Source organism: Pedobacter sp. Leaf176 (assembly GCF_001424305.1).
Taxonomy (GTDB): domain Bacteria; phylum Bacteroidota; class Bacteroidia; order Sphingobacteriales; family Sphingobacteriaceae; genus Pedobacter.
In genome coordinates this window covers 1-24120 of sequence record NZ_LMPD01000003.1, presented here as the reverse complement: position 1 = coordinate 24120, position 24120 = coordinate 1, and the positions used below count along the sequence as shown (strand labels likewise).

20 protein-coding genes and 1 other RNA gene are annotated in these 24120 nt (G+C 40.2%); 11 read left to right on the top strand and 10 right to left on the bottom strand.

Features of this window, described 5'->3' with window-relative positions:
- Window positions 1-182: 182 nt before the first annotated feature.
- Window positions 183-1070, top strand: a complete 888-nt coding sequence (locus ASF92_RS08925) for an SMP-30/gluconolactonase/LRE family protein (RefSeq protein ID WP_056091192.1) — start codon at window positions 183-185, stop codon at window positions 1068-1070.
- A 54-nt stretch (window positions 1071-1124) separates the two neighbouring features.
- Here the strand turns inward: ASF92_RS08925 and ASF92_RS08920 are convergent, their stop codons facing one another.
- A complete protein-coding gene (locus tag ASF92_RS08920; RefSeq protein WP_231729783.1) occupies window positions 1125-1391 on the bottom strand; it encodes a putative quinol monooxygenase in 267 nt (88 codons plus the stop codon).
- On the bottom strand, window positions 1381-2019 hold the full coding sequence (locus ASF92_RS08915) for an NAD(P)H-dependent oxidoreductase (RefSeq protein WP_056091185.1): 639 nt from the start codon (window positions 2017-2019) through the stop codon (window positions 1381-1383). The genes ASF92_RS08920 and ASF92_RS08915 overlap by 11 nt, the downstream gene beginning before the upstream one ends.
- A gap of 94 nt (window positions 2020-2113) precedes the next feature.
- Here ASF92_RS08915 and ASF92_RS08910 point away from each other — a divergent pair, with 94 nt between their 5' ends.
- Window positions 2114-3028 (top strand): LysR family transcriptional regulator, encoded by a 915-nt coding sequence (locus ASF92_RS08910; protein WP_056091182.1) that lies wholly within the window; start codon window positions 2114-2116, stop codon window positions 3026-3028.
- 155 nt (window positions 3029-3183) lie between these two features.
- Here ASF92_RS08910 and ASF92_RS08905 read toward each other — a convergent pair whose 3' ends face one another.
- The 8 genes from ASF92_RS08905 to ASF92_RS08870 all read right to left on the bottom strand — a co-directional run bounded on the left by ASF92_RS08905 (window position 3184) and on the right by ASF92_RS08870 (window position 15599).
- Window positions 3184-4824: a TldD/PmbA family protein gene (locus ASF92_RS08905; RefSeq protein WP_056091179.1), complete on the bottom strand. Its 1641-nt coding sequence runs from the start codon at window positions 4822-4824 to the stop codon at window positions 3184-3186.
- A 572-nt stretch (window positions 4825-5396) separates the two neighbouring features.
- On the bottom strand, window positions 5397-6713 hold the full coding sequence (locus ASF92_RS08900; protein ID WP_056091175.1) for a TldD/PmbA family protein: 1317 nt from the start codon (window positions 6711-6713) through the stop codon (window positions 5397-5399).
- Window positions 6714-6715: 2 nt separating this feature from the next.
- A complete protein-coding gene (locus tag ASF92_RS08895; protein WP_056093199.1) occupies window positions 6716-8350 on the bottom strand; it encodes a TldD/PmbA family protein in 1635 nt (544 codons plus the stop codon).
- An 87-nt stretch (window positions 8351-8437) separates the two neighbouring features.
- Window positions 8438-10225: a hypothetical protein gene (locus ASF92_RS08890; RefSeq protein WP_056091172.1), complete on the bottom strand. Its 1788-nt coding sequence runs from the start codon at window positions 10223-10225 to the stop codon at window positions 8438-8440.
- 2 nt (window positions 10226-10227) lie between these two features.
- Entirely contained in the window at window positions 10228-12360 is a 2133-nt protein-coding gene (locus ASF92_RS08885; RefSeq protein WP_056091169.1) for a hypothetical protein, read from the bottom strand.
- Window positions 12347-13711 (bottom strand): BatA domain-containing protein, encoded by a 1365-nt coding sequence (locus ASF92_RS08880; protein ID WP_056091166.1) that lies wholly within the window; start codon window positions 13709-13711, stop codon window positions 12347-12349. The genes ASF92_RS08885 and ASF92_RS08880 overlap by 14 nt, the downstream gene beginning before the upstream one ends.
- Before the next feature lie 2 nt (window positions 13712-13713).
- Entirely contained in the window at window positions 13714-14601 is an 888-nt protein-coding gene (locus ASF92_RS08875) for a DUF58 domain-containing protein (RefSeq protein WP_056091164.1), read from the bottom strand.
- Window positions 14601-15599, bottom strand: a complete 999-nt coding sequence (locus ASF92_RS08870; protein ID WP_056091160.1) for a MoxR family ATPase — start codon at window positions 15597-15599, stop codon at window positions 14601-14603. Before ASF92_RS08870 ends, ASF92_RS08875 begins: the two co-directional genes overlap by 1 nt.
- 150 nt (window positions 15600-15749) lie before the next feature.
- Here ASF92_RS08870 and ASF92_RS08865 point away from each other — a divergent pair, with 150 nt between their 5' ends.
- The 9 genes from ASF92_RS08865 (at window position 15750) to ASF92_RS08830 (ending at window position 23685) form a co-directional block, all read left to right on the top strand.
- A complete protein-coding gene (locus ASF92_RS08865; protein WP_056093196.1) occupies window positions 15750-16379 on the top strand; it encodes a DUF4159 domain-containing protein in 630 nt (209 codons plus the stop codon).
- A gap of 18 nt (window positions 16380-16397) precedes the next feature.
- Window positions 16398-17171, top strand: coding sequence for an NIPSNAP family protein (locus ASF92_RS08860; RefSeq protein WP_231729782.1), 774 nt, complete (start codon window positions 16398-16400; stop codon window positions 17169-17171).
- Between the two features lie 14 nt (window positions 17172-17185).
- Window positions 17186-18139, top strand: coding sequence for a hypothetical protein (locus ASF92_RS08855; RefSeq protein WP_056091156.1), 954 nt, complete (start codon window positions 17186-17188; stop codon window positions 18137-18139).
- A 103-nt stretch (window positions 18140-18242) separates the two neighbouring features.
- The gene (locus ASF92_RS08850; protein ID WP_056091154.1) at window positions 18243-18602 is read left to right on the top strand and encodes a response regulator transcription factor; all 360 of its coding nucleotides are present in this window, start codon (window positions 18243-18245) and stop codon (window positions 18600-18602) included.
- 88 nt (window positions 18603-18690) lie between these two features.
- Window positions 18691-19059: a transfer-messenger RNA gene (gene ssrA / locus ASF92_RS20790) on the top strand.
- A gap of 140 nt (window positions 19060-19199) precedes the next feature.
- Window positions 19200-19418 (top strand): tyrosine-type recombinase/integrase, encoded by a 219-nt coding sequence (locus ASF92_RS20785; RefSeq protein ID WP_082489512.1) that lies wholly within the window; start codon window positions 19200-19202, stop codon window positions 19416-19418.
- A 415-nt stretch (window positions 19419-19833) separates the two neighbouring features.
- A complete protein-coding gene (locus tag ASF92_RS08845; protein WP_056091152.1) occupies window positions 19834-21009 on the top strand; it encodes an AraC family transcriptional regulator in 1176 nt (391 codons plus the stop codon).
- 69 nt (window positions 21010-21078) lie between these two features.
- On the top strand, window positions 21079-21780 hold the full coding sequence (locus ASF92_RS08840) for a hypothetical protein (RefSeq protein WP_056091150.1): 702 nt from the start codon (window positions 21079-21081) through the stop codon (window positions 21778-21780).
- Window positions 21781-22281: 501 nt separating this feature from the next.
- Window positions 22282-23685, top strand: coding sequence for a PAS domain-containing sensor histidine kinase (locus tag ASF92_RS08830; protein ID WP_197413261.1), 1404 nt, complete (start codon window positions 22282-22284; stop codon window positions 23683-23685).
- Window positions 23686-24120 lie beyond the last annotated feature (435 nt).

Below are 24120 nucleotides of genomic sequence, written 5' to 3'. Positions count from 1 at the left end.
TGGTTTTATTGAAATCCCGTTCAGATCGATGACACGGACTAATTTATAAAATGTAGATATTTCAGATGATCAGCCGCTGAGCATAGCCAGCTGATCATCTTTTTTTTGGAAATAAAATAAACATTATCAGCTTCGGTATGGCCTGGTTGTTGTTTCGGTTTTTCTTTTAAAACGCATAAACTATGAAAAAATACTGCTCGCTTCTAGTCTTAATTTCACTATCATCGTTTTCATTCGCCCAGTCTTCACAGCCGATTTTTATTCAGGATAGTTTAAAACTCATCTCATCGCAATTCAAATTTACCGAGGGTGCTTCCGTGGACAAAAATGGAAATGTATTCTTTACCGACCAGCCAAACGATAAAATATGGAAATATGATATCAATGGACAATTGAGTTTGTACCTGGATAAATCGGGTAGGGCAAACGGGACTTACTTCGATAGAAAAGGTAATCTGATTGTTTGTGCAGATGAAAACAATCAAATCTGGTCTATAGACAAAAACAAAAAAGTGACGGTATTATTCTCCGATTTTGAGGGCAAGAAAGTTAACGGACCGAATGATATCTGGCTTGACAAAAAAGGTGGTATCTATTTCACCGACCCTTATTATCAACGCGATTATTGGACCAGGCAAAAGCCTGAAATTGAAAAACAACGTGTTTATTATCTTCCAGAGGGGAAGAAAACTGCCGTGGTTGTTGCAGATGATATTCTAAAACCAAATGGCATTGTGGGTACTCCGGATGGGAAGTTTCTCTACGTGGCGGATATGAGTGCGAATAAAACCTACCGTTATCAAATTAATAAAGATGCTTCTTTAACCGATAGGCAACTTGTTTTCAATCAGAATTCTGATGGAATGACCCTGGATAGTGATGGCAATATTTATGTAACCGGCAAGGGCGTTAATATCTATAATCCAGCCGGAAAACAAATCGGACATATTGAGGTACCTGAGAACTGGTGTGGAAACATTTGCTTTGGTGGGAAAGACAGAAATGTACTGTTCATTACGGCTTCAAAATCACTTTATACAATCCCGACTACAGCAAGAGGGGTGGAGTAATTTTAATTATCAGGTTTGCCGGGCAATAATTGTCGGCAAACCTGTATTACTATTTTAGGCAATTTTATTGTTTTTATAAAATAAGTTATTGCCATCTGTCAGCGATAAATGCTTTTCCCTGAATTCTTTGATGTAGGGTTGTTCGTCATGTAAATCCAAAGCCATTTGGTTTTCCCAAATCTCCTGGAAAGTGAACGTATTTTCATCATCCGAAGCCTGAAATAAATCATATTGCAGGCAGGCTTTTTCTTTTCTAGAATGCAAGACCATGTTTTGTAAAGCCGATTTAAGCGCTGCCGAATTCCCTTCTTTAGCTTTCAATATAACTGTTAAGTAGACTTTCATTTTCAATTGGCTTTGCCGTAAATAAATTAGTTAAATGCTGGTTGTAGCGCTTTAAATCAGCGACAACATCTGCATTTTTTTCTACATCATGGAAGTGGATGCTTTCCAATGGCGCCATGCCAGTAAAGGCATTCATCCTATGAAAACCAAACATCGGGCCTTCATCAACCGAATGTTCCTTAAAAAACTCCCCTGGTAAAGTAAAGGCTTCTTTAGGCGCGTTCCACGAAGTGGATAACATATAGTTTTTTCCATGCATTAAGCCGCCGGTACCGTAGTTTATTGCCGGATTTGAAGATGAACGTCCATCACTTTTATAAATGCCGTTCTGATGACCTTCGGTAAAAACCTCATCGATGTATTTTTTAAATCCATGAGGTAGCTGAAACCACCAGACCGGCGTATGGTAAATGACCACATCCGCCCATTTATATTTTTCTACTTCTTCTTTTAAATCGTAAGCCTCGTTTACATCTGTTGATTTTACTTCGAATCCGGGATGATTTTTGAAGAATGAAATCGTGGCTTCCAATAAGGATTTATTAAATTTTCCTCCTGAGTGGCCGAAAACCTGTCCACCGTTTATTACAAATATATTTTTCATCTTTTTTCTTTTGATGAACAAATTTACTCCTAACTAATGGCTCATTAAAATAATATAAATCATATATTTGTATCATAATTATGATAGTTAAGATATGGTAAATTTAGAATGGTTCAGGACATTCAAAGCGATTTATGAAACAGGTTCTTTAACAGCAGCTGCCGAGAACCTCTTTATTTCACAACCGGGCGTAAGTTTACATCTGAGTTCGTTAGAGCGCTATGTTGGTTACAAACTTTTCGACAGAGCATCAAGGAAAATGGTTTCAACCGAAAGGGGAAAAATACTCTATAACTATGTTCAGGAGGCAATTTGCAGGCTTGAAGAAGCGGAGAAACACTTTCATAAGTCGACCGAAAAAGATGTACCTACCATCAGTATCGGTATGTGTTTCGAAACTTTTCAGTTTACACTCGAACCTTATTTGCCCACGTTGCCATTTAATGTTATCATCAAGTTTGGAGATTACCCTCAAATGCTTGCAGACCTTGATAATGGGATTCTAGATTTAATAGTTACGCCGCAAAAAGGGGATTATAAGAATTTATTGTACAAGCCTTTTTTCAAAGAGAAGCTAGTATTGGTTGCAGGTGTAGAAACTGATGCAAAAGACCTTTCTGAATTAATTAAAAACAATAAACTTACTGAAATTCAGAACTGGCTTAAAAAACAGACCTGGTATGGTACTGCTGGGGATATGGAGCATCTACGAAGGTTCTGGCATATTAATTTTGGTATAAGGCCCGATTTTAAACCGAATTACATTGTTCCCAACATGAGCTCCATTCTACGCTGCCTGAGTGGTGGCAATGGCATTGCCGTTATTCCCGATTTTCTCTCAAAAAAGGAACTGGAATCCGGCCAAGTACAAATTTTATGGGAGGGCTATAACAAGATTGAAAACACGCTTTATTTCGGCACGCGTAAAAAAACCATTTATGAAGAACAGATAAAAATGGTTCAGGATATTTTTGAAAAAGAGATGGTCGAAAAAGAGGCGGTCTCTTAAATCAATTCGTCTTTGATCCTGTCATGTTGCGCTCAGCCTGTGCTGTTATGCCGAAGCATTGAAATGCCTTAAGGGGTAGTTTTGTACGTCCTTCTACAAGCTCAGGATGACATTTGGCCCAGGATGACAATACATATTTATGAGACAACCTCCATTTATCCTAATCTTCTGCCTGTATTGATCACATTTACGCCATTAAAGCGGGTAGTTGCACTGCCGTGAGAAACAGCACTTGCTTGTCCTGGCTGACCTTTTCCATCTGAAAAAGTCCCTCCCAAACGGTAATCATTTTTGTCGCAACGCTGTACACAAGAATTCCAGAACTCTTGTGTGTTTGCCTGGTAAGCAGCGTCTTTAAGCATTCCAACAATTTTCCCTTCTTTAATTTCGTAAGCCAGTTGGGCGCTAAACTGGAAATTATAGCGCTGCTGGTCAATCGAATAAGAATTTCTGCCGAACATATAGATGCCTTTTTCAACATTTTTTACCATATCGGCTGCGCTTAATGCCCCACTGCCAGGTGCTAATGAAACATTCGGCATTCTTTGAAATTGGATGCTATCCCAGCTGTCGGCATAGCAACAACCTTGTGAAGCTTTTAAGCCTAAGATATGGGCCTGATCGCGGATGGTTTGGTAATTAACCAGAATACCGTCCTTGATAATATCCCAATTGCCACATTTTACGCCTTCGTCATCATAACCCACCGCACCCAGTGAACCAGGCTCAGTTTTGTCGGCAAGGATATTTACCTCTTTACTTCCAAAATTAAACTTTTTCGATTCCCATTTATCAAGCGTTAAAAAACTTGTTCCTGCATAATTTGCTTCATAGCCTAAAACGCGGTCTAATTCTGTCGGGTGCCCAACGGATTCGTGTATGGTCAGGAACAAGTGAGAAGGATCCAGGATTAAATCATACTTGCCTGGTGCAATCGGTTTGGCTTTCAGTTTTTCATCTACATGAACAGCAGCTTCACGAACATCTTCCAAAATATCGTAACGCTTTTTGTACATAGTTACCGGGCCGCCTTTAATTTTTTCTGTATCTTTTGGTGTCAGATACTCAAAGCCCATGCCCATGGGGGCGCTCAGCGCATTACGCGTTTCAAATTTACCACTCGCCGAATCGGTTTTGGTCAAAGTGAAGGTTGGCCATATTCTATGAATGTCCTGATCAATATAAGAACCATCAGTGGATGCAAAATATTTCTGCTCATTAATCATGAAAAGATTTGAACTGATGTATTTCGCGCCGGCTTTCATGGCTTCACTGTTGACCTTTAAAAGCAGGTCAACTTTGTCTTTGATAGGCACTTCAAAGGCATTCACTTCAATTGGTGTTTTCCAGCTCACGTCGCCATAGCCTTTTTGAGGAGCCAGCTGAACGGGTTCTTCCATCAATTTTGAATTGCCTTTCGCAATTGCAACTGCCATTTCAGCTGCTTTGGCTATACTTGTATTATCAAGGTTGTTTGTTGCTGCAAAACCCCAGCTTCCGTTTGCGATAACACGGACACCCAAGCCATAGGATTCGGAATTTGAAATGTTCTCCACCCTGTTTTCCCGAGTTGCAACCACCTGGTTCAGATACCTGCCGATACGAACATCTGCATAAGTGGCGCCTTTACCTTTCGCCGCATCGAGTGCGATATCGGCCATCCTTTTCTTTAAGGCTACATCAACCGGCGTTAAAGATTCTTCAACAGAAATAATTTTACCGAAAGCAGGCATGTTGGGCAGCATGGTAGTCCCAAGACCAACGCCAGTCATATATAAAAAATCTCTTCTTCTCAATTTCTATCGTTTTTACGTTATTATTTTAAAGTCGTCGTCCCGACTGAAGCAAAGCGTAACGGAGGGATCTTTACAAGATAACTCTGTTGTTGCTGACGGAAAAGATTTCTCCGCTACGGTCGAAATGACGACTTTATTTTATAGGTTATTCTATGGTCTGTGTTTTCACAGACCATTATGATTTCGATTCCGTTCTGTGAGGACACAGACCGCGGCTTTAAAGACTTCTCCGCTACGGTCGAAATGACATCTTTTTTTATCGAAATGACGACTTTTGTTCTTAAGCCTTATCAATTCGTCATCCTGACCGGAGCAAAGCGTAGCGGAGGGATCTTTACAAGATAACTCCAGTGTAAAAGATTTCTCCACTACGGTCGAAATGACGAATTTATTTATCTAAATGACGACTTTTGTTCTTAAGCGTTATCAATTCTTCATCCCGACCGGAGCAAAGCGTAGCGGAGGGATCTTTACAAGATAACTCCAGTGTAAAAGATTTCTCCACTGCGGTCGAAATGACGAATTTTTTATCGAAATGACGACTTTATTACTACGGTCGAATGACGACTTATTTAAATCGCATCTGATAAGGATGTGAAGGTAAAATCGCGGATTTTCATCGGCGGAATCAGTCCGCTTCCAGTTCTTACCGGTTTGCCCAATGCTTCAACATTGTTAAGCATAATAACCGGACTTTCATTAAACCTGAAGTTCTTAATCGGGAATTTGATTTCGCCATTTTCGATGTAAAAAGTACCGTCTCGTGTTAAACCTGTAAGTAATAACGTTTGCGGATCCACAGAACGTATGTACCAGAAACGGGTTACTAAAATGCCTTTTTCTGTACTTTTGATTAAATCTTCAAGCGATTGCGTTCCGCCTTCCATTACAATGCTTCTGCTAAAAGGAAGTGGTTGAGCATTCTTCTGGGCAGCCCAATACCTGGAATAAGATAAATTTTTAACCACACCTTTCTCTACCCATTGTGTTCTTTTTACAGGTAATCCGTCTCCGGTCCAGGTTAAGGACGGCAATTCCGGGTTAAGGGGATCGGAATAGATGTTTACATTCTCCGAAAAGAGTTGTTCGCCTAAACGGGTGCCACCACCTTTTTTGCTCATAAAACTTCTGCCTTCGTCTGCACTGCGGGCATCAAACCCCCTGAACATATTACCAAGCATATCGCTGGCCGCAAGTGGTTCTAGAATTACGGTATATTTTCCAGGTTCAATCGCTTTTGCGCCTGCTGAACCGTTAGCTTTGCTTGCTGCGATTTTACTGAGTGCAAGTGTATCCATTTTGGCGAGGTCATTAAAATCCTGCTCTACATAACCTGAGCCGGTTCCCTGCTTGTTTCTAACCGTTACCGAGAAAGATACATTTGTTCCTTTATTGTAGGCAAATAAACCTTTTGAATTCATTACTGCGTTGAAACTGGTCGAATTTTCCAGGAAACCTGCAGCATCCAAACCCGCCGCTTTGGAAACGCTTAAACTCTTACCCACCATTTCTGCCCTGGTATCAGGCGTCATGGCTGCGGTATTTGCATTGAATGTTTTTGATTCAGCAAAAGTCTGCGGACCTAAAAGTGGCATGAACTCTGGATTTTCCGGGGCAAGCATCGCCAGCTCTTCAGCTCGTCGAACCACTTTTTCAAGCGATGCGTCATCGAATTCGTTAATCGTTGCCGAACCTGTTTTTTTTCCATAAGTTGAGCTTACACCTAAACTCATGGTACTGATTTGTCCTGCTGTTGATACCGCATTGCGGGCATAACGAATGTTTCCGCCATCAGAACCTCTTAAGCTTACTTCGCAAAAATCGGCTTTTGAAAAACCGACTACCTTTTTTAAAATTGCCTGGGCTTCTTCTTTACTTAATAGGGCCATAATTATATTTTTCTTGCTGTATTAATAACATTAACTCCGTTAAATCTTGTAGTCGAACTTCCGTGAGAAACGGCACTACTCTGGCTTGGTTGTCCTTTTCCATCGTTAAAAGAACCGCCTAAACGATAATCACTTTCATCGCAAATTGCATTACAGGAATTCCAAAACTCCTGTGTATTTGCCTGGTAAGCCACATCGTTTAGCATGCCAACAATTTTTCCTTCTTTAATTTCATAGAAAATTTGTCCGCCAAACTGGAAATTGTAACGTTGCTGATCGATTGAAAAACTACCATCGCCAATAATATAAATGCCTTTTTCAACATTTTTAATCATATCATCTACCGAAAGCTTTTCTTTTCCAGGCTGAAGTGAAACGTTCGGCATACGCTGAAACTGAACATCGTCCCAGCCTTGTGAATAGCAACAGCCGTTTGATTCTGTCAGGCCAATAATATGTGCCTGATCGCGAATGGCCTGGTAACTTACCAACATACCATCCTTAATCAAATCCCATTTTTTGCATTTTACCCCTTCATCGTCATAACCAACAGCGCCTAAGGAACCAACCTGGGTTTTATCGGCCACAATATTTACTTTATCGCTACCAAATTTGAATTTCTTCGATTCCCATTTATCCAGGGTTAAGAAACTTGTACCGGCGTAATTTGCTTCGTAGCCCAGTACGCGGTCTAATTCCGTAGGGTGACCAACGGATTCGTGAATGGTTAACCAAAGGTGAGAAGGATCTAATACCAGGTCGTATTTACCCGGTTCAACAGATTTTGCTTTTATTTTTTCTGATGCAACGCGGGCAGCCTCCTTAACATCCTCAAGCATATCATAACGGCCTTTGTAACGGGTAACAATGCCACTCACTTTATCTTCCGGACGGGCATGCATATACTCGTAACCTTTTCCCATTGGAGAACTCAGTGAGTTACGGGTTTTGAATTGTCCTGACGCCCTGTCGATCCGGGTTACATTGAAGTTTGGATAAATGCGGTGAACATCCTGGTCGATGTATGAACCATCTGTGGATGCAAAGTATTTCTGCTCATTAACTGCAAATATGACTGAATTGACGAAGTTTGCACCATTCTGCATGGCGACATCATTCACATTTAAAAGCAAATCTACTTTCTCCTTAACAGGAACTTCAAAAGCATTAATTTCAATTGGTGTTTTCCAGCTCACTTCGCCATAACCTTTTTGAGGGGCAAGCTGAACAGGTTCGCCCTGAATTTTTGAATTGGCTTTAGCAACGGCAACCGCTTGTTCTGCGGCTTTGGCGATAGAATCTTTCGTTACATTATTTGTTGCAGCGAAACCCCAGCAGCCATTGGCCAGTACACGGATGCCGACACCATAAGATTCTGTATTTGCTACGCCTTGAACACGCTTTTCGCGGGTTGCAACAAACTGGTTCAGGTAGCGGCCGATACGAATGTCAGCATAGGTTGCCCCTTTGGATTTTGCAGCATTCAACGCAACATCTGCAAGCTCTTTTTTAATTTTTACATCAACTCCATCCAACGCCTGTAATGGATCTATTGGAGTTCCGAATGCGGAAAGGTCGGGAAGCAGCAAAGCGCCCATGCCCATTCCGGATAAATAAAGGAAATCTTTTCTTTTCAATTGGTTCAGTTTAGGTGATTTACGTTTCCAAGATAGCCAATTGTGAGCTAAAATTGGCATATTGGATTATAACATTTTAGTTTCAAATTATTTTCTATCCATAATCCTAGATTCGAACCATAAATAGGCGGAAGCGATTAAAAACCCCATAAAAAACCACCATGGAGAAAGGTTTTCCTGTACAATGATCGCCGTTGTTGTGGTTTTTGCTTCTTTGTTGTTGGATTTGTCTAAAAAATTTAATGTGGAATTTAGGGTTTGCTGGTTTTTTAATGCCAGCCAGTCCTCTTTTTCGTAAATAAAGAAAGATTCGTTGGATTGATTTATCGAAAGATTATTCCATCCTGCTCTTGTCGGCCAAAAAGTAGCATCCCATTCAAAAGGAAGTTCAATGTTTTGCCGCGGGGCTAATTTTGTTTCCTCTATTTTTAAGGTCGGGATTTTTCCTGGTGTACTGAGGTCGACGATAAACCTGGCCTGTTTATTTACGGATGCAAACTGAGGAACGATTTTTAACGTTTGAACTTCAATTTTCTTCCTTGCTGCTTTCGATAAAATATCCGACCAGTAAGTGGTATAATCGTTTATTTTGCCAGCAAGTAACCAGTTGAAAGTGGTACTCAAAGAAGATATCAAAATTTTTCCTGAGCCTTTGATGGTACTGTTAACTAAAATTTTTCCACTTGCATCAGCAACCAAAGCCTGGTCATTTTGCGAAGGTTTTAAATACAAGGTTTGTTCTAATGGTAATTTACTAAATTTATACTGCTCGTTTTTAATTGCCAGGTTGAGTTGTTTATCTTTCGCAGCCGGCGATTCAACCCTACCGAATCTGCCGCTTAATGGTGTTAACGGTTTTGAATTTGAAATCCTGATAAATAAACCCAGGCCAGTGTTCACCGCATTATCTATGGCAGCTCTTTCAACTGGTGTAATTGCAGCAAGTTCTTCTTCATCAATTATCAAAACATCGAACTTTCTTAACGAGCTACCGTTAATTTGATTTAAGTTCAGCTTATCCATATTCAGGAAATCCGAGCTGTATTTATTTTTGCTTATCTGGCTTCTGAACGCTAAAGAATATTGATTATCATAAAGCCACTTTTTTAAAAATTTATATTCAAAATCCGGGAACGAAGCCAGTATCAAAATCTTCATCGGCGTTTGCTCGCCCACTGCGAAAGGAACAGGTTCTTTAGCAAGGGTATCTTGCCCCTGAAAAGAAATTAATTGATAAATGGCTTTGCCGGTTTGCTTTGGACGGGTTTTGAAAGAAAAGCTTTTGTTGGATTTACCATCAACAGAAATGGAATCAATCGATGTTCCCAATCCTTTAAGTAAGAGCTTAACATTTTTTTTACTGCGGTTTTGGTAAATACCCTGGACAGTAAGCTGTTCTGTGGTTTTTATTTCGGCTTGCCAGTTGGCGGAAATTATCCCGGTTGGAATTTCTGATGGATGAAAATTTAACTCATAACCGATTAAGTTTTCCAATTCCTCATCAGGCAATCCATTACCGTAAATGTTGACTTTTCTAACGTCTTTATGAGTGGCAAGAAAATAGGAGAGGTCTGGAATAAAAATTAGCTTATTACTTTTTGAACCTGAGGAGTCCAATGCATATTTTGTTCCCGAGACCCTCGCTAAAGTATCAGGGTGGGTGCCTTCGGTAATCAAGGTAATTTCGTTGGCGTTTTGCTTTAAGCTTGAATTGTATTTTATTGGAATAACAAGTAAAGCGAAACAGGAAACAGCCAGGATACTCGCCAGAATTCGCCAGAACAACCTGGCTTTCTTAGTCTTGTTGATTTCTTTATACAGCATAAAAACCATTAAAAGCATCGATAAAATCAGAACAATATATTTGAATTCCATATTTACCGGCCTGCTCTGTTAAGGTTATTAAAATAGTTTTGATACAATGCTGATGCAGGAAGCGCAGTTTTTATTTGCGGCCTTGCCGATTCACCTTTAATCATTTTTTGTATCGCCTGTTGAACAACATCAACATCTTTTATTTGCAGCGTTTTACTTCCAGATAGCCGCCTCAAACTCGCCAATGCATTCAGGTAAGTCGCAGGATTATCTGCCGCTGCGCCAATCATATATTTTTCTGTGTCGCTCAATAAAAATCTATCCACTTCTGCAAATCTTTTGCCCGATTTCCGGCTTTCCAATAAGGCCAGTGCAATTTTTAGATTTCCAGTTCTCAGGTCTTTCTGCGCTGCCGACATTTGTTGAACGGGTTGTGTTATTTTATCCAGTTCACCGCTAAGTCGTTTTTCGGGTTTTAATGTGGCCGTTTTAACCGTAGTTTTGGCCACATAAGCCCTCGATTTTTGCTGCAAATCTTTTAATAACCTCAATGCTTTATACTCGTAAGGCAATGCTTCCTGCGGTTTGTAAGTTCTTAAACGCAACTCTGAATTCCACATTTCCGTTAAAACGGCCTTTAATTGCGCTTTCATTTCCGGTTCGAAAAAAGTTGCGTCTTCTGCGATATCGTGTTTGTGCGCATATTTATCCATAATTGCCGTAACATCACCGAATTTTTCCTGCTCGCTCTTGCCTTCAGTATGTTCATCATGGTCGTCGTGATCACCACCAATTTCGGTTTCATTCTCTTCGCCCAAAAACTGGCCATAACGTAACCTCAATAGCTTTTGATCGATCCCTAAATCGTTACTACGGGTTTTAAAAATAGCAGCAGAAAGCGTGGATTGTTCTTTTAATAATTTTTCTGTGTCAATAATGATCTGCCTTTGACTTCTGAAATATTCCGGAACCAGGTTTACGCCATTGGTCATACCGGCCATACTCATGAGCTCGGTCGTATCCACAATGGAAACAAAATAGACATCCGAACGGCTGGACTGGCCATGGTTATCCATCGCTTTAATAAAAAAGTAAAGTTCATCGCCAGGTTTCATACCGAGGCTTTTCAAATCGATTTGCTTGCTTAAAGCGATATTTTTTTGGTTGTTAAAACGGGTATTGAAACTTAATTTCTGCTCCGTGAAACTAACGCCTTCCCCTTTTCCACTTGCCAGCGTGGCTGAAATAAAGGCATCGTTAATACCGTAGTCATCCGTTAAAGCCGCCTTTAAAGTGATTCTTTGTGGCTGGCCGATATCGATGGTGGTATGTTGTTTAGGTTGCGTTATTTTAATCGTTACAGGCAGATCCGCAACAGCCTCCAATTGGTATAAGTCTGATTTTTTACCGTCTAAATCCAATTGGTAAAAACCCGATTTTTCTATGTTTTTAGAAAAGAACCAGCTGGTTCGCTCGTTATTAATAGGTTTAAGTGAAATCGATTCCTTATCATTAAAAATGATTTTCAATTTTTTGATGGCAATATTGGTTTCAATTGTCCAGTTGATTTTAGCACCGGTTTCTGCCTTAATTGAAAACTGCTTTTGCCGGCGTTCAGGTTGCCCGGTATAGGCAGGCGGAATTATTGTTGCGCTGAAATCTGAAATTTCAGCAGGAATATTTTCTTTTATCACAGGAAGGGCTTCATGTTTCGAAGCATTGGATTGATATACTTTTTGGACTTGTGGGATTTTGGTGATGGCAAAACTCATTAATATACCAGCTAAAAGGATGGCGAAGCCAACATAAAGCCTTTTAAGCGGTTCTTTTGGCCCACCAATTTGAGCAATTCTATGTTCTATCCTGCTGAGCTGTAATTGCTGCAGCATCGATAACTCCGCCGGATTTTGCAGAAATAAATCGGCGCTTTCCTCTAATTCGGGATATTTATTGTTAGCATACCTACAGAAATCCCTATCCTTTGTTTTCCATATTGGATAGGCAAATAAGGCAGTGACCAATACAACAGCGAAAATGACTGCGGAGATTAACAAAGGCAGGTGCAGTAAGGTAACTGCAACTGCCGACAAAACCAGCGCGATTGCAAGGCTAATTACAAAAGCCAGGACTAGATGAAGCGTTATCCACTTCATTCTTAAGCTATGAATCCAATTTTGTCCTTCAGTTTTTAACATACACTATATTTTTTTTCCTGTAGGATAAAATACGTTCGGCAATAAAAATTACAAAACCAACAATCCAGAATATTTTACTAAGCGGTTCATTTCGATTGGTTTTAGTCGCAGCTGCCATTTTATTATCTTGAATGATCCTGCTTTGGCTCAGGGCAAATCGCCTTTGGTCTGCTTTATTATCTTCAAAGCCAAAATCTTCCACTTTTTCATTATTGAGTACAATTGGCATCAAGGCTTTAACAAAAACTTCATCCCATACCAATTGATTCCATTGTGGGTTTAAACGGCTGTAAAAATGATATACTGTTGCTCTATTACTATGTTCAATGGCTAAAATGCTGTTTCCAAAACCATCTGTCCAGGTTTTCTTTAAAGATTTCGGTGTTTCAATCCGCTTCGTAAAAGGGATTTTTTTACCCTCCATATTTAAGAAAGAATTTTCTGTAATTACTTTTCCTTTCTCATATTGAAATAAGCTTCCATTTGTATCAATGGCAGATTTGAAATCTACTGAGACAGGCTCATCAGATAACCAGAAACCGATTGCAACTTTTCCATTTGGATTAAGTTCCAGTTGCCTTCCGCTGAAACCGGCAATTGCATTTAGGGCAGCGATTAAATATTTTCTGTCTGCGTTTCCCGAAGCTTCGTAAACGGCCACTTTAAGTGGCGGTACATCGGTATTAATAGCCGTGTAAACGGTAGCGGATGGATTTGATTTTGCTTCGTACTTTTTCCCAGCATAATCCGTTATCCAGCTGCTCATTGTGTCTGCCTGATTTAATGGGTTCCAATTCAGTTTATAAGAGATTTCAGGAAGTTGGTAGCCAATCGTACTCAAACGCTCATCTGCAAAAAGGCATACCTTGCTTCCCGACGGTAAGAGCATATTTAACTGGTTTAGCAGCGATGTATAACTCAATGAATTCGCATCGGTTTTATCGGTATTTGCTGTATCCTTTAGGTTTATCCTGTTGAAACCAACGTTGAAATCATGAATTTCATAACCCAGCTTGGTCAATGAATCAATGGCTTTGCGGTTATCTTTATATACCCCTGGAAAATTTGATTTTTCAACTAAAATCCAACCTGTATTTTTCGCTGAAACTATTCTTTTTAGAAAAGGCTGTGCAAGAATAAAGGCGGCCAAGAGGATAAGCAGGCAGCGCAACAGGAATAAAAGCCAATCGTTTATTTTAAAACTTTTCGAGCTCGCAGGGGCGCTTTCAGCTAATAAAGCTATGCTGCCAATTCTCAGCGTTTTGCTTTGTTTAACATTCCACAAGTGAATGATGAGCGGTACAATTATACCGGCAAGCGACAATAAACCTATGGGATATAAAAACTGCACGGCTAAATTCTAAGTTTACTTCTTTGTTTTAAAAAATCCCTTAAAGCCTGGTCTAAAGGTTCATCGGTACAAATTGTCCTGTAGAAAATCCTTCTGTCGAGCATTTTAACGCGAGTTTCTTCCAGGTAATTTGCAAGCTTGCTTTTGTACACCCTTCTTGCTTTTGTTTGATCAATTTGTATGGTTTCGCCAGTTTCCAAATCTTCGAAAGTGCTGTAACCTTTAAAGTCCAAATCAAGTTCATTCCTTGCAAACACATGGAAAACTACAATTTCATGTCTGAGTGTATTCAAAGTATCAAGCAGGTGAATGATTTCATCCTCTTTCTGGTATAAATCTGTCGCGAAAACCAGGAGTTCCCTTTTCTGGCTGCCTGCAAACAGTTCCTTGTAGTGTATGGGTTGGGTAAAATTGCCATCGGGATTTATACTTTCCAGTTGATAAAACAACCTGGCCAGATGTTGAAAATCCTGTTTAGGCGTCATGGAGAAAATTCCCGAATTCCGGAAAACGTATAATCCGATTGCATCACCTTGTAAATTTGCTAAATAGGCTAATGAAGCGCCGAGGTATTTCGCATAATCTATTTTCGTAAAATCACCATCGCTGTGGTTCATTGAGGCGCTGGCATCAATCAGAATACGAACTGCAATATTGGTTTCAACTTCCGATTCGCGAATGTAATAGCGGTCAGACCGGGCAAACATTTTCCAATCCAGCGACCTTAAATCATCGCCCGGCTGGTAACTCCTGTATTGGCTGAACTCCAATCCGGCGCCCTTAATTGTGCTTTTGTTAATGCCGTTCATAAAACCGTCAATCGTCATCTTTGCCGATAAATTCAGTTCCTTAATGGCCATTAATACTTTCGGATCGAGTAGTTTACTCATTAGATGCTGGCTTTTGGTTTCGAAATTGCCTTGATCAATTCGTCAGTTACTTTATCAGCCGATACATTTTCGGCTTCGGCCTTAAAGTTCATTAAAACCCTATGGCGAAGTACGGGGTAGGCCATTGTTTGCAAATCTTCTAAAATAACGGCGTACCTGCCTTTGAATAAGGCCCTTGCTTTTGCTGTTAAAATTAAGGCCTGGCCAGCCCGTGGCCCCGCGCCCCAACGTACCCATTCTTTAACAAAAGCCACTGGACTTGTATCTGGCCGGGTTGCACGGATGAGCTCACTTACATAAGTCACCAAATCATCGCTGATGCTGATTTCCCTGGTTATTGCCTGCAATTCTTTGATTTCTTCCGCGCCGATAATCGGGTTGATGACTGCTTTTTTACTTCCTGTGGTGCTGCTTAAAATCTTTGCTTCTTCCTGGGCCGTAGGGTAGCCTATTTTAATGTACAAAAGAAAACGATCTAGCTGCGCCTCCGGAAGGGGATAGGTGCCGGCCTGTTCAATCGGGTTTTGTGTGGCAAGTATAAAAAACGGCCGGTCTAAGGGGTAGGTTTGTCCGCCATAGGTAACCTCAAATTCCTGCATCGCTTCCAAAAGTGCCGATTGTGTTTTCGGCGGCGTCCGGTTCACTTCATCTGCCAAAACAATATTGGCAAACAACGGTCCCTTATTAAATTTGAAAAACCGCTTGCCTGTTACATGGTCTTCCTCCAGGATCTCCGTTCCCACAATATCTGTCGGCATTAAATCGGGCGTAAACTGAATCCTCCGGAAGGAGAGATCCAAAGCCTGCGACATGGTTTTTACCATCAAAGTTTTAGCTAAACCGGGTACACCTTCTAAAAGACAATGGCCGCCGGCCATTAATGCAATTAACATTTCTTCTATAATAACATCTTGCCCTACAATTACTTTCTGTATTTCGTCTTTTAACAGCGAGATTTTATCGATTAATACTTTTAGGTTGTTTTCTGAACGCTCCAAAACGGTTTAATTTTTAATGGGTGAGATAATGCTGTTAATATAGCGCTTAAAGGCCTATATTTTAAGTTGAGTGAAAAGAATATCAAAAAATTTACAAGATTATCTCTAAAAAAACCGGAGAAGCAGAAAATTGAACTTAATTTAGTGGCGATGCAAAGAACGAAGTTTACATTTGCCAGGTTAAAATACAATTCCGGTGATTGGGATACCGACCAGCGCATGCCTTCCAACATCTTAAATTCACTTTTGGAATATACGACCATCCCATTGGATGAAGCCGAAAAAATTGTTGACCTGTCTACACCAGACATCTTTAAATATCCTTTTTGCTACCTGAGCGGGCATAAACTGGTTCAGTTTAGCAAACAGGAAGCCATTAATTTTAAAACCTACGTGCAAAACGGAGGCTTTGTTTTTGTAGACGATTGTAACCATGATATAGACGGTTTATTTGCGCGGTCTTTTGAAACGCAGATGGCCAACCTGTTTGGCCAAGGTGCCCTTAAAAAGATTCCGAATAACCATGGTATTTACAATTCCTTTTTTAAATTTGAGAAAGGGCCACCAACCACCTCATTCGAATTAAATGGCTGGGGCGACGATCTGGTGCACGATTATCTTAAAGCCATAACAATTAACAACCGGATTGGTGTTTTATACAGCAATAAGGATTATGGTTGCGAATGGGATTATGATTTCCGCAACAAACGTTTCCTCGCCGAAGATAATACCAAATTCGGTGTGAACATTATTTTATACGCCATGGGCGTAAACAGCTAACCATTAAACCATTATATTTTGAAATCTCTGTTAAACAAATTATCCATTCTTGCCACCTTATTAATGGTTGCAAACTTTAATGCATCTGCCGCAAAGGTACCCTATTATTACCAGATAAAAATATACCATTTAAAAACACCGGCACAGGAAGCCGTTGTAGATGCCTACCTTAAAAATGCATTTATCCCGGCGGCACACCGTGCGGGTATCCAAAACGTTGGTGTGTTTAAGCCAATTGCAAAGGATACGCTCGAGCAACTAATCTATGTTTTTATTCCTTTCAAGAGAATGGATGATTTTTTAAAGCTGAATGAAACTTTAACTAAAGATGCACAATACCTGCAGGCCGGTTCGGCCTATTTAAATGCCGCTTACAACGAAGCACCCTACACCCGCATAGAATCCACTTTGCTCAAGGCATTTTCTGCAATGCCCGGCTACGCGGTTCCAAACTTAAGCTTGCCAAAAAGCGAAAGGGTTTACGAATTGAGGAGCTATGAAGCGGCTACTGAAAACCTGTCGGCCAATAAAATCGGCATGTTTAACGATTATGAGGTGGCCATTTTTACTAAGCTAGACTTCAACGCGGTTTTTTACGGACAGGTTATATCCGGCAGTAAAATGCCAAACCTGATGTACATGACCAGCTTTAACAACAAGGCAGATCGGGATAAACACTGGGCCGCCTTTGGCGACGATTATAAAAAGATAAGCGGCCTGCCGCAGTACCAGCACAATGTTTCCAAAAATGTAACGCTGTTCCTTTACCCGGCAGATTATTCTGACTTGTAGTTGCCGGCCATACGATGAGGTACTCCATCTTAGTTTTTCTAATTTTTTATGTTAGTTTCGCCGCAACAGGGCAGGAGCAGGCACCCGATACCGTAAAAACTGGTATTTATGTAACCAGCATCCACGACATCAATTTTAAAGATAAGGAATATACCATCGATTTCTGGTTGTGGTTAAAATACAAAAACAAGTCTTTCAACTTTGTCGAAAACCTCGAAATTCCACAGGCGAAGGAAGTAACCAAGTCATTTTCTACAATCGATACCATTAATGCGGAAACCTACCTCTTAATGAAGGTGCAGTGTGTCATGAAAGATTCCTGGAGCATCAACAATTTTCCTTTCGATCACCAGGTATTGCGTTTATCTGTCGAAAATTCCCAATTCGATTCGGGTTCGCTTGTCTTTGTGCCCGATACCGTTGGCAAGCAATACGATCCGCGTTTTACGCTGCGCGGATGGGATATCGACAGCCTGAAGGTAACTGCCGGGACAAAAATATATGAAACCGGCTTTGGCGATGAAAGCATAAAGCCGGCAAGAACCGCTTACAGCAGCGTTAAAGTAAAGGTTGGGATAAGCCGCGATGCTTTTGGCTTGTTCTGCAAAATGTTTCTGGGTATGTATGTGGCTTTTTTAATTTCCTTTATGTGCTTCTTTATACACGCAGACAGCATCGATTCGAGGTTTGGATTAAGCGTTGGCTCCCTGTTCGCTGTAATCGGTAACAAATACATTATTGATGGCTCACTACCAGATACCGTAACGTTTACCCTCGTCGATACCCTGCATGGCATTACCCTGCTCTTTATACTCGCCACCATTATTTCTACGGCAATTTCCCTAAGCCTCATTAAAAAGAACAAACAGGCAAGGGCCACTAAATTCGATAACAGATTTGCCTGGCTACTGCTTACGCTTTACATTGTACTTAATGCGTTTTTTATTTATAACGCGGTAAGAATCTGATTTCTTTAAAACCAGGTGTATTATAAGGCAAATGGTTTAAACCTGCTGTAAAACAAAACATTATCCAATTGTTGGGGTTTTCTTAAAATCAAAAAGTATTAATATGGGCAAGCGAATATGTGTGCTGGAGGATAATGAATCCATTAGAGAAATTATCGGCTTTATTTTAGAGGAACCGGATTACGAAGTAAAATATTTTAAAAACATACAGGAATTCAGGCAGGGGGCTTATGCCTTCGGCGCCAATTTGTTTCTGCTAGATGTAATGCTGCCCGATGGTAATGGCCTCGATTTATGCTGCGAGTTGAAGGCCGATAAAGCAACAGCCAGTATGCCCATTGTAATGATGTCGGCTAACTTTTCAGATTCAGGGGATTACAACCGCTGCAATGCTGAAGACTATATCCATAAGCCTTTTGATATCGACGATTTTATGAACCGGCTGGATGCTCAGATGAATTAGAAACATAAAATGCAATGCCATCTTCTTTTTCTATTGCTTTTTTGGTATATTTGCAGGCTGTTTCGCGGGCTTTGCGAAACCATAACCTGGGGCCGTTTTTGGATTTGACAGGGTGGCGAAGGTTATATTAGCATGCAGTGCGTTGTACGGAGAGCACTTAAAAGAGAACGTTCAAAACAATAATTGGCGAAAATACTTACGCCTTAGCTGCCTAGTTTAGAACTAGCATAGCTTTTGTTCCTCTAACTGCTGCATTGTTAGGTTAGAATCAGGAGCATCGAAATAACAATGCTGGCCTTAAGAAGGTATGGCTTAAGGTGAGATAAAGTACCTAAGGATTTAAATAAGGTCGGTTTTCAGCCCGTTTAAGTCCCGAAAATTAACTGAAAAATAAGCATGTAGAAGGTATAAGTTATCTCACAACTGGACAAGGGTTCGACTCCCTTCGGCTCCACTGGAATCAGTAACAAAATACACCAAAAAACACTAAAACCCTGCAAATCAATGATTTGAAGGGTTTTGTTTTTTGCGATTTAGTGGCTTTTTTGACAAATATGGCATATGTGAGGTGAGTAAAGATGTGGCTTTCATAATACCCTGACATTTCATTTAGCGAGGCATACTTTCGCAACTGCAATCACATTAATGAACGATGTTCCAATTGAGAGGGTAAGTAAAATGCTCGGTCACAAGAATATTAGAACAACTCAGCATTATGCGAAAATCGTTGACAAGAAAGTTGATCATGATATGGCTAACCTTAAGATTAAACTTGAAGAGAAGAAGCCAAATCAAACAACAATCTCTACTATATAATTATACAATCGCTAAATGAAGCGAACAGATTTATAAATTGCAAATTTAAATATCGCTGTTTGCACTTTTATACCTTTTCGTTTAGGTCTTCGAGAATCGGATTTATTTGGAATAAATTGGAAAAATTTTTGATTCTAAGGTAAAATCAACGGAACTTCATCTTGTGCAAAGAATTTAATAATCAGATAATAAGGGAGATTTCAGGTGTAATTTCATATTAGTTAATTTAGGGAACGTATTGGAAACCGTTGAAATCGGAATGGATCAAATATTATCCTTGCTATTTATACACCATCAATTTTGAGGATATTAAAGCTGCATTTTACTAAAGGTTAGTAAATAGTTTATTGCTGGTAGTCGGATAATTGACACCAAGTATGTTTTTTTTAAACTTCTTGATTATATCAAAAAACGAATGGTAGTTTCAGGGCTGCCAACAATTCAAATGCTTTTTAGATCCATCATATTCGCTGCAGCAGTCCAGGCTTTGTTTCAGATATCTCTTCACCAGATCTGGAAAAAAAATAACCAGAATGATTTTTGGCTGATGTTATGGCTGTTTCTGCTGAGTCTCCAGCTGTTTTTCTATTATGACTCACTGGGGTCCAGTCCGCTCTTGAATGGTTATTTTGGGATTGTTGGATTCTCTATACCGCTATTGAGTGCGCCAATAATGTATCATTATATTGTGCAGCTTTCGATTGGTGGAAAAATAAATTCTTGCAGGCTTGCGTTTTATATTGTTCCATGGCTTGTTTATCTCTTATTGGCCTTAAGCCTTAAATATTTTAATCCCGCGGACATTTTCATGCAGTTTGGCTATCCTCATTTTTCCACTCAGGTTTCTTCTTTGGTCATTTATTTTTTTACAATCCCAATGGCCATTGTACCCGGAGTCTATGCGGTAATGGGTGTTGCGGTATTGATGGATTACCAGAAAAATTTGCCAAATCATTATTCTTATACTGAAACGATAAACCTCGACTGGTTAAAGTGGCTGACAATCACCATTCCTGTGCTCTTCATCTTGCTGTTCTCCTTAATACGCTTGGGTAGCTGGGAGTGGGTTGCTGCGAATGAGATGTTTCTATACGTTGGTGCCGTTCTTGCAATCTGGGGCTTTTTGATTGGTTATTTCAGTCTGCGTCAGCGGATGTTGCTCTTATCGGCAGCGGATAGTAAAATTGAAGATAAAAATAAAGACAGTTATTTGGATGTCCCTTATAAAAAGTCGGGATTGGACGCAGTGCGGGTGGAAAATATTTTTTTAGCATTGCTGTCTCATATGGATAGTCGGCAAGCGTTTCTTCGTGAGGATTTAAGCCTTTCACAACTTGCTGAAGAACTTGCGGTAAATCCGAACCAACTCTCTCAGGCGATAAACCAGCATTCTGGCGGAAACTTTTTTTCTTTCGTTAACGCCTATAGGGTAGAGGAGGTAAAGAAAAAACTGCTGGACCCTGCTTTTTCTCATCTCTCCATTCTGGGGATAGCACTGGATTCCGGCTTTAGATCCAAATCTGCTTTTAACCGAATTTTTAAGCAGCAGGTTGGTATGGGACCTAGTGAATACCAAAAAATGTACCGATAGAGAAGTGCCATCGGGTAGGATAGGGCGAAATACAGTTAATAATGTGGGTTCTTTGCCAGAAAAATCCAGATGGAAATTATTTCAGCGCTACATAAAAGTAATATCATTATTCATGTATCAGCGGGTTCTCTTGCACTCGCTGTCGGACTTGTAATTTTAATAAAGGCGAAGGGTGGCCGGTTCCATCTCATTTTTGGACGAATTTTCCTTGCCCTGCTTGGCGTAGTGATTCTGACTGGTTTGATTGGTGTGTTTATTTTTAATCGTAACAACTTTTTATTGGTCATTACCACTTTGAGTGGGTATATGGGCTTTTCGGGATTTAGATCGGTCAAAAATCGGTCAAACAATCCTAAGCTTTTAGATATCATGATGGGTATTTTGGCTTTGGGTTCAGTATCGTTTTTCTTTTTTTATTTTATAGCGCGCGGCATGATCTGGTCACCGGTCATTATTTACAGTACGGTTGGCTATCTGATTCTGGCAGTGGGTTATGACTTTGGTCGGTATTTAATTCCTGCAAATCAATATCATAAGTTTTGGTTGCATGAACATATACTTAAAATGGTCAGCGCCTTCAGCGGTCTTTTATCTGCCTTCAGCGGAACCGTTTTTCCCCAATATCAACCTTATAGCCAATTCCTTCCTTCTGTATTGGGTAGTTTTATTGCCATCGGTTTCATGTTGGCGCTTTGGAGAAAAAGGAAAGAAAGTTTTATCGCCGGAGATCTGAGCGGTGAGAAACCAACCGGTTATAATAGGCTCAATTAGGCTGAACGAAAGATGAACATTCCAAATTCAGCCAAATGAACAATGAGAACAAAGAATACCATCCTCATACTCCTTACATTTGTGATGTGAAAGGCGAGAGTGTCACAATTAAGCGTATTTTTTGGGTTAGGCAAGGGGGTAGACATTAAATTGTTTACTCCTTTTTTAGTTAAGGGGCAGATGTGGTCTCGTTGCAGCATATGTCGTACTGCTTTTGTTTTAGGAATTTGAATTACCAGCTGGCTTAATGTATTGAGAAATTCGAAATAACGACTTATGAAGATTGACCTGAGTAAGGAAATATTAAAAAACAGAACGCCATTATAAACGGCATTCATGCTGCTGCAGTGGGAAAAAAGGCAAGAAGATAACGTACTTATCGCCAATAGTAATAAGAGCTCACCATCAATTCAAAAGCTCGCGCTTGTTTAAAACATTTGCATTTACATAATTGTTGCTATGCTTGAAATGAAAGAAGAACATAAATCACCGGACTTCCAAGTGAAATTCAACGAATGTGAGCAGCGGTTTAAAGCGATTTTTTCACTTACATCTGCCGCAACTAAAATTATAGACCATAATCTTACCATCATTGAGGTAAATGATGCCCTTGTTGACTTACTTGGATATGAGAAATCTGAGATATGCGGTACAAAAATAATGGAGTATGCATGTGAGGAATTTAAAGTTGAATGGAAAGATTTACAAGAGGCCATGTGGGTGCACGGTAAGCCTAATTTCAAGCTTGATGTATGCCTGAAGAAAAAAGACGGTGCGCTAGTCTGGGTTCACATTACTACAATCCTTTTTACAGAGTCTGGGACAAGGTACGCTTATACAGTATTGGACGATTTCACTTACCTCAAGGATTTTGAAGAAAGTCAGAAGCGGCTGAATATGTCTTTAAAATATTCGAACATGGCCATATGGGAGCTTGATCTGGATTCTGATAAAATAATCCATACGGGTGATTTTGCCAGGATTCTGGGCTGCTCAGAAGACAGTGACGGTCTTCAGAAATCTGATCTGGTGAACAGTTTTATTGAAGGCGATGATCAGGCTCTTGTTCTACTACTGGACGCTATAAATGAAACCAGACAGTTGGAATTTTCGGGGCGGGTGGTCTCACAGGGTACAGATAGTAAATGGGTTAAGCTTCAGGCAAAGCTGAATGTGGGTCCCAATCAGTCAAGAGTGCTTATGGGAACTGCGCAGGATATTTCTAAAGAAAAGAAAGCTGACCGGTATAAAGATGATTTTATCAGTATTGCAAGCCATGAGCTCAAAACACCTGTTACCGTTTTAAGCGGGACCCTTCAGCTAATGGGCCGGATGTTTCCTAAAGAGGATACCAGACTCTCAAAACTCATCGCTCAGGCCAACCAGAGCATGAGAAAAATTAACGACCTTATTGGCGCTTTACTCAATGCAAGCAAAATGGCTGAAGGTCAGCTGCATTTAAAGGTTAGTACCTTCAATATTGCCCAGGCCGTTGAGGAGTGTTGCGTGAACATTGACCGGGAAGGCAAACACCAATTAATAGTTGAAGGGGATAAGAAGCTCGAAATCCGTGCGGATTTTGAACGTATCCAGCAGGTCATTGTAAATTTTGTAAATAATGCAATTAAGTACGCGCCTAATGCCAGAGATATTCGGGTGCGGGCGACAGATGAAGGGGAAAAAATACGCGTTGCCGTCATCGATTCCGGGCCTGGAATTGACCCCGAAAAATCAGAACATTTATTTGACCGCTACTACCGGGTGGACGCTGAAGGCAGCCAGTATTCTGGGCTCGGCTTAGGGTTGTATATATCTTCAGAAATTATAAAAAAACACAACGGAGAAATCGGAGTCTACAGCAAGTTGGGAGAGGGGAGTGAATTTTGGTTCACCATACCGAAATAAAGATGTATTCTATTTGGGCAGGCAGTTAACAGTTGCTTTATTTCTTTTTACGAGTTGAAACTTAGCAATAACAATCTCCCAGAGGTATCCTCTGGTTTCTGCGGTTAACTTAAGCAAATTGTATTCAGATAGCCGTATACATAGAGTTTAATATTGCTGGAGATTCATGCCCATTCCTTAAATAAGTAGCGATTGAGGATGGTTTATTGATGGTTAGTTTTACGTGAATAAAAAAAGCCGCCCGAGGTGGGCAGCTTTAGTTTTTGTGTGTTTATATTTTCTATTTGGCTAAAACCATTGCATTTAGTTCCGCTTCCATGATGGCTTGAGAAGCAAAGGAGGCCGATTTTAAAGCGGCAAAGTCAGCTAGTTTTACATTTTTCATGTTGCTGGCAATCATGGTGCTTTCAGCAGCTGTACCGTTTAATTTCAACA

What these genes read in the sequence shown, in the direction of transcription:
- ASF92_RS08925 (WP_056091192.1), top strand. Translation starts at nt 183, where the DNA reads ATGAAAAAATACTGCTCGCTTCTAGTCTTAATTTCACTATCATCGTTT.
- ASF92_RS08915 (WP_056091185.1), bottom strand. Translation starts at nt 2,019, where the DNA reads ATGAAAAATATATTTGTAATAAACGGTGGACAGGTTTTCGGCCACTCA.
- ASF92_RS08910 (WP_056091182.1), top strand. Translation starts at nt 2,114, where the DNA reads ATGGTAAATTTAGAATGGTTCAGGACATTCAAAGCGATTTATGAAACA.
- ASF92_RS08900 (WP_056091175.1), bottom strand. Translation starts at nt 6,713, where the DNA reads ATGGCCCTATTAAGTAAAGAAGAAGCCCAGGCAATTTTAAAAAAGGTA.
- ASF92_RS08890 (WP_056091172.1), bottom strand. Translation starts at nt 10,225, where the DNA reads ATGGAATTCAAATATATTGTTCTGATTTTATCGATGCTTTTAATGGTT.
- ASF92_RS08885 (WP_056091169.1), bottom strand. Translation starts at nt 12,360, where the DNA reads ATGTTAAAAACTGAAGGACAAAATTGGATTCATAGCTTAAGAATGAAG.
- ASF92_RS08875 (WP_056091164.1), bottom strand. Translation starts at nt 14,601, where the DNA reads ATGAGTAAACTACTCGATCCGAAAGTATTAATGGCCATTAAGGAACTG.
- ASF92_RS08865 (WP_056093196.1), top strand. Translation starts at nt 15,750, where the DNA reads ATGCAAAGAACGAAGTTTACATTTGCCAGGTTAAAATACAATTCCGGT.
- ASF92_RS08855 (WP_056091156.1), top strand. Translation starts at nt 17,186, where the DNA reads ATGAGGTACTCCATCTTAGTTTTTCTAATTTTTTATGTTAGTTTCGCC.
- ASF92_RS08850 (WP_056091154.1), top strand. Translation starts at nt 18,243, where the DNA reads ATGGGCAAGCGAATATGTGTGCTGGAGGATAATGAATCCATTAGAGAA.
- ASF92_RS08845 (WP_056091152.1), top strand. Translation starts at nt 19,834, where the DNA reads ATGGTAGTTTCAGGGCTGCCAACAATTCAAATGCTTTTTAGATCCATC.
- ASF92_RS08840 (WP_056091150.1), top strand. Translation starts at nt 21,079, where the DNA reads ATGGAAATTATTTCAGCGCTACATAAAAGTAATATCATTATTCATGTA.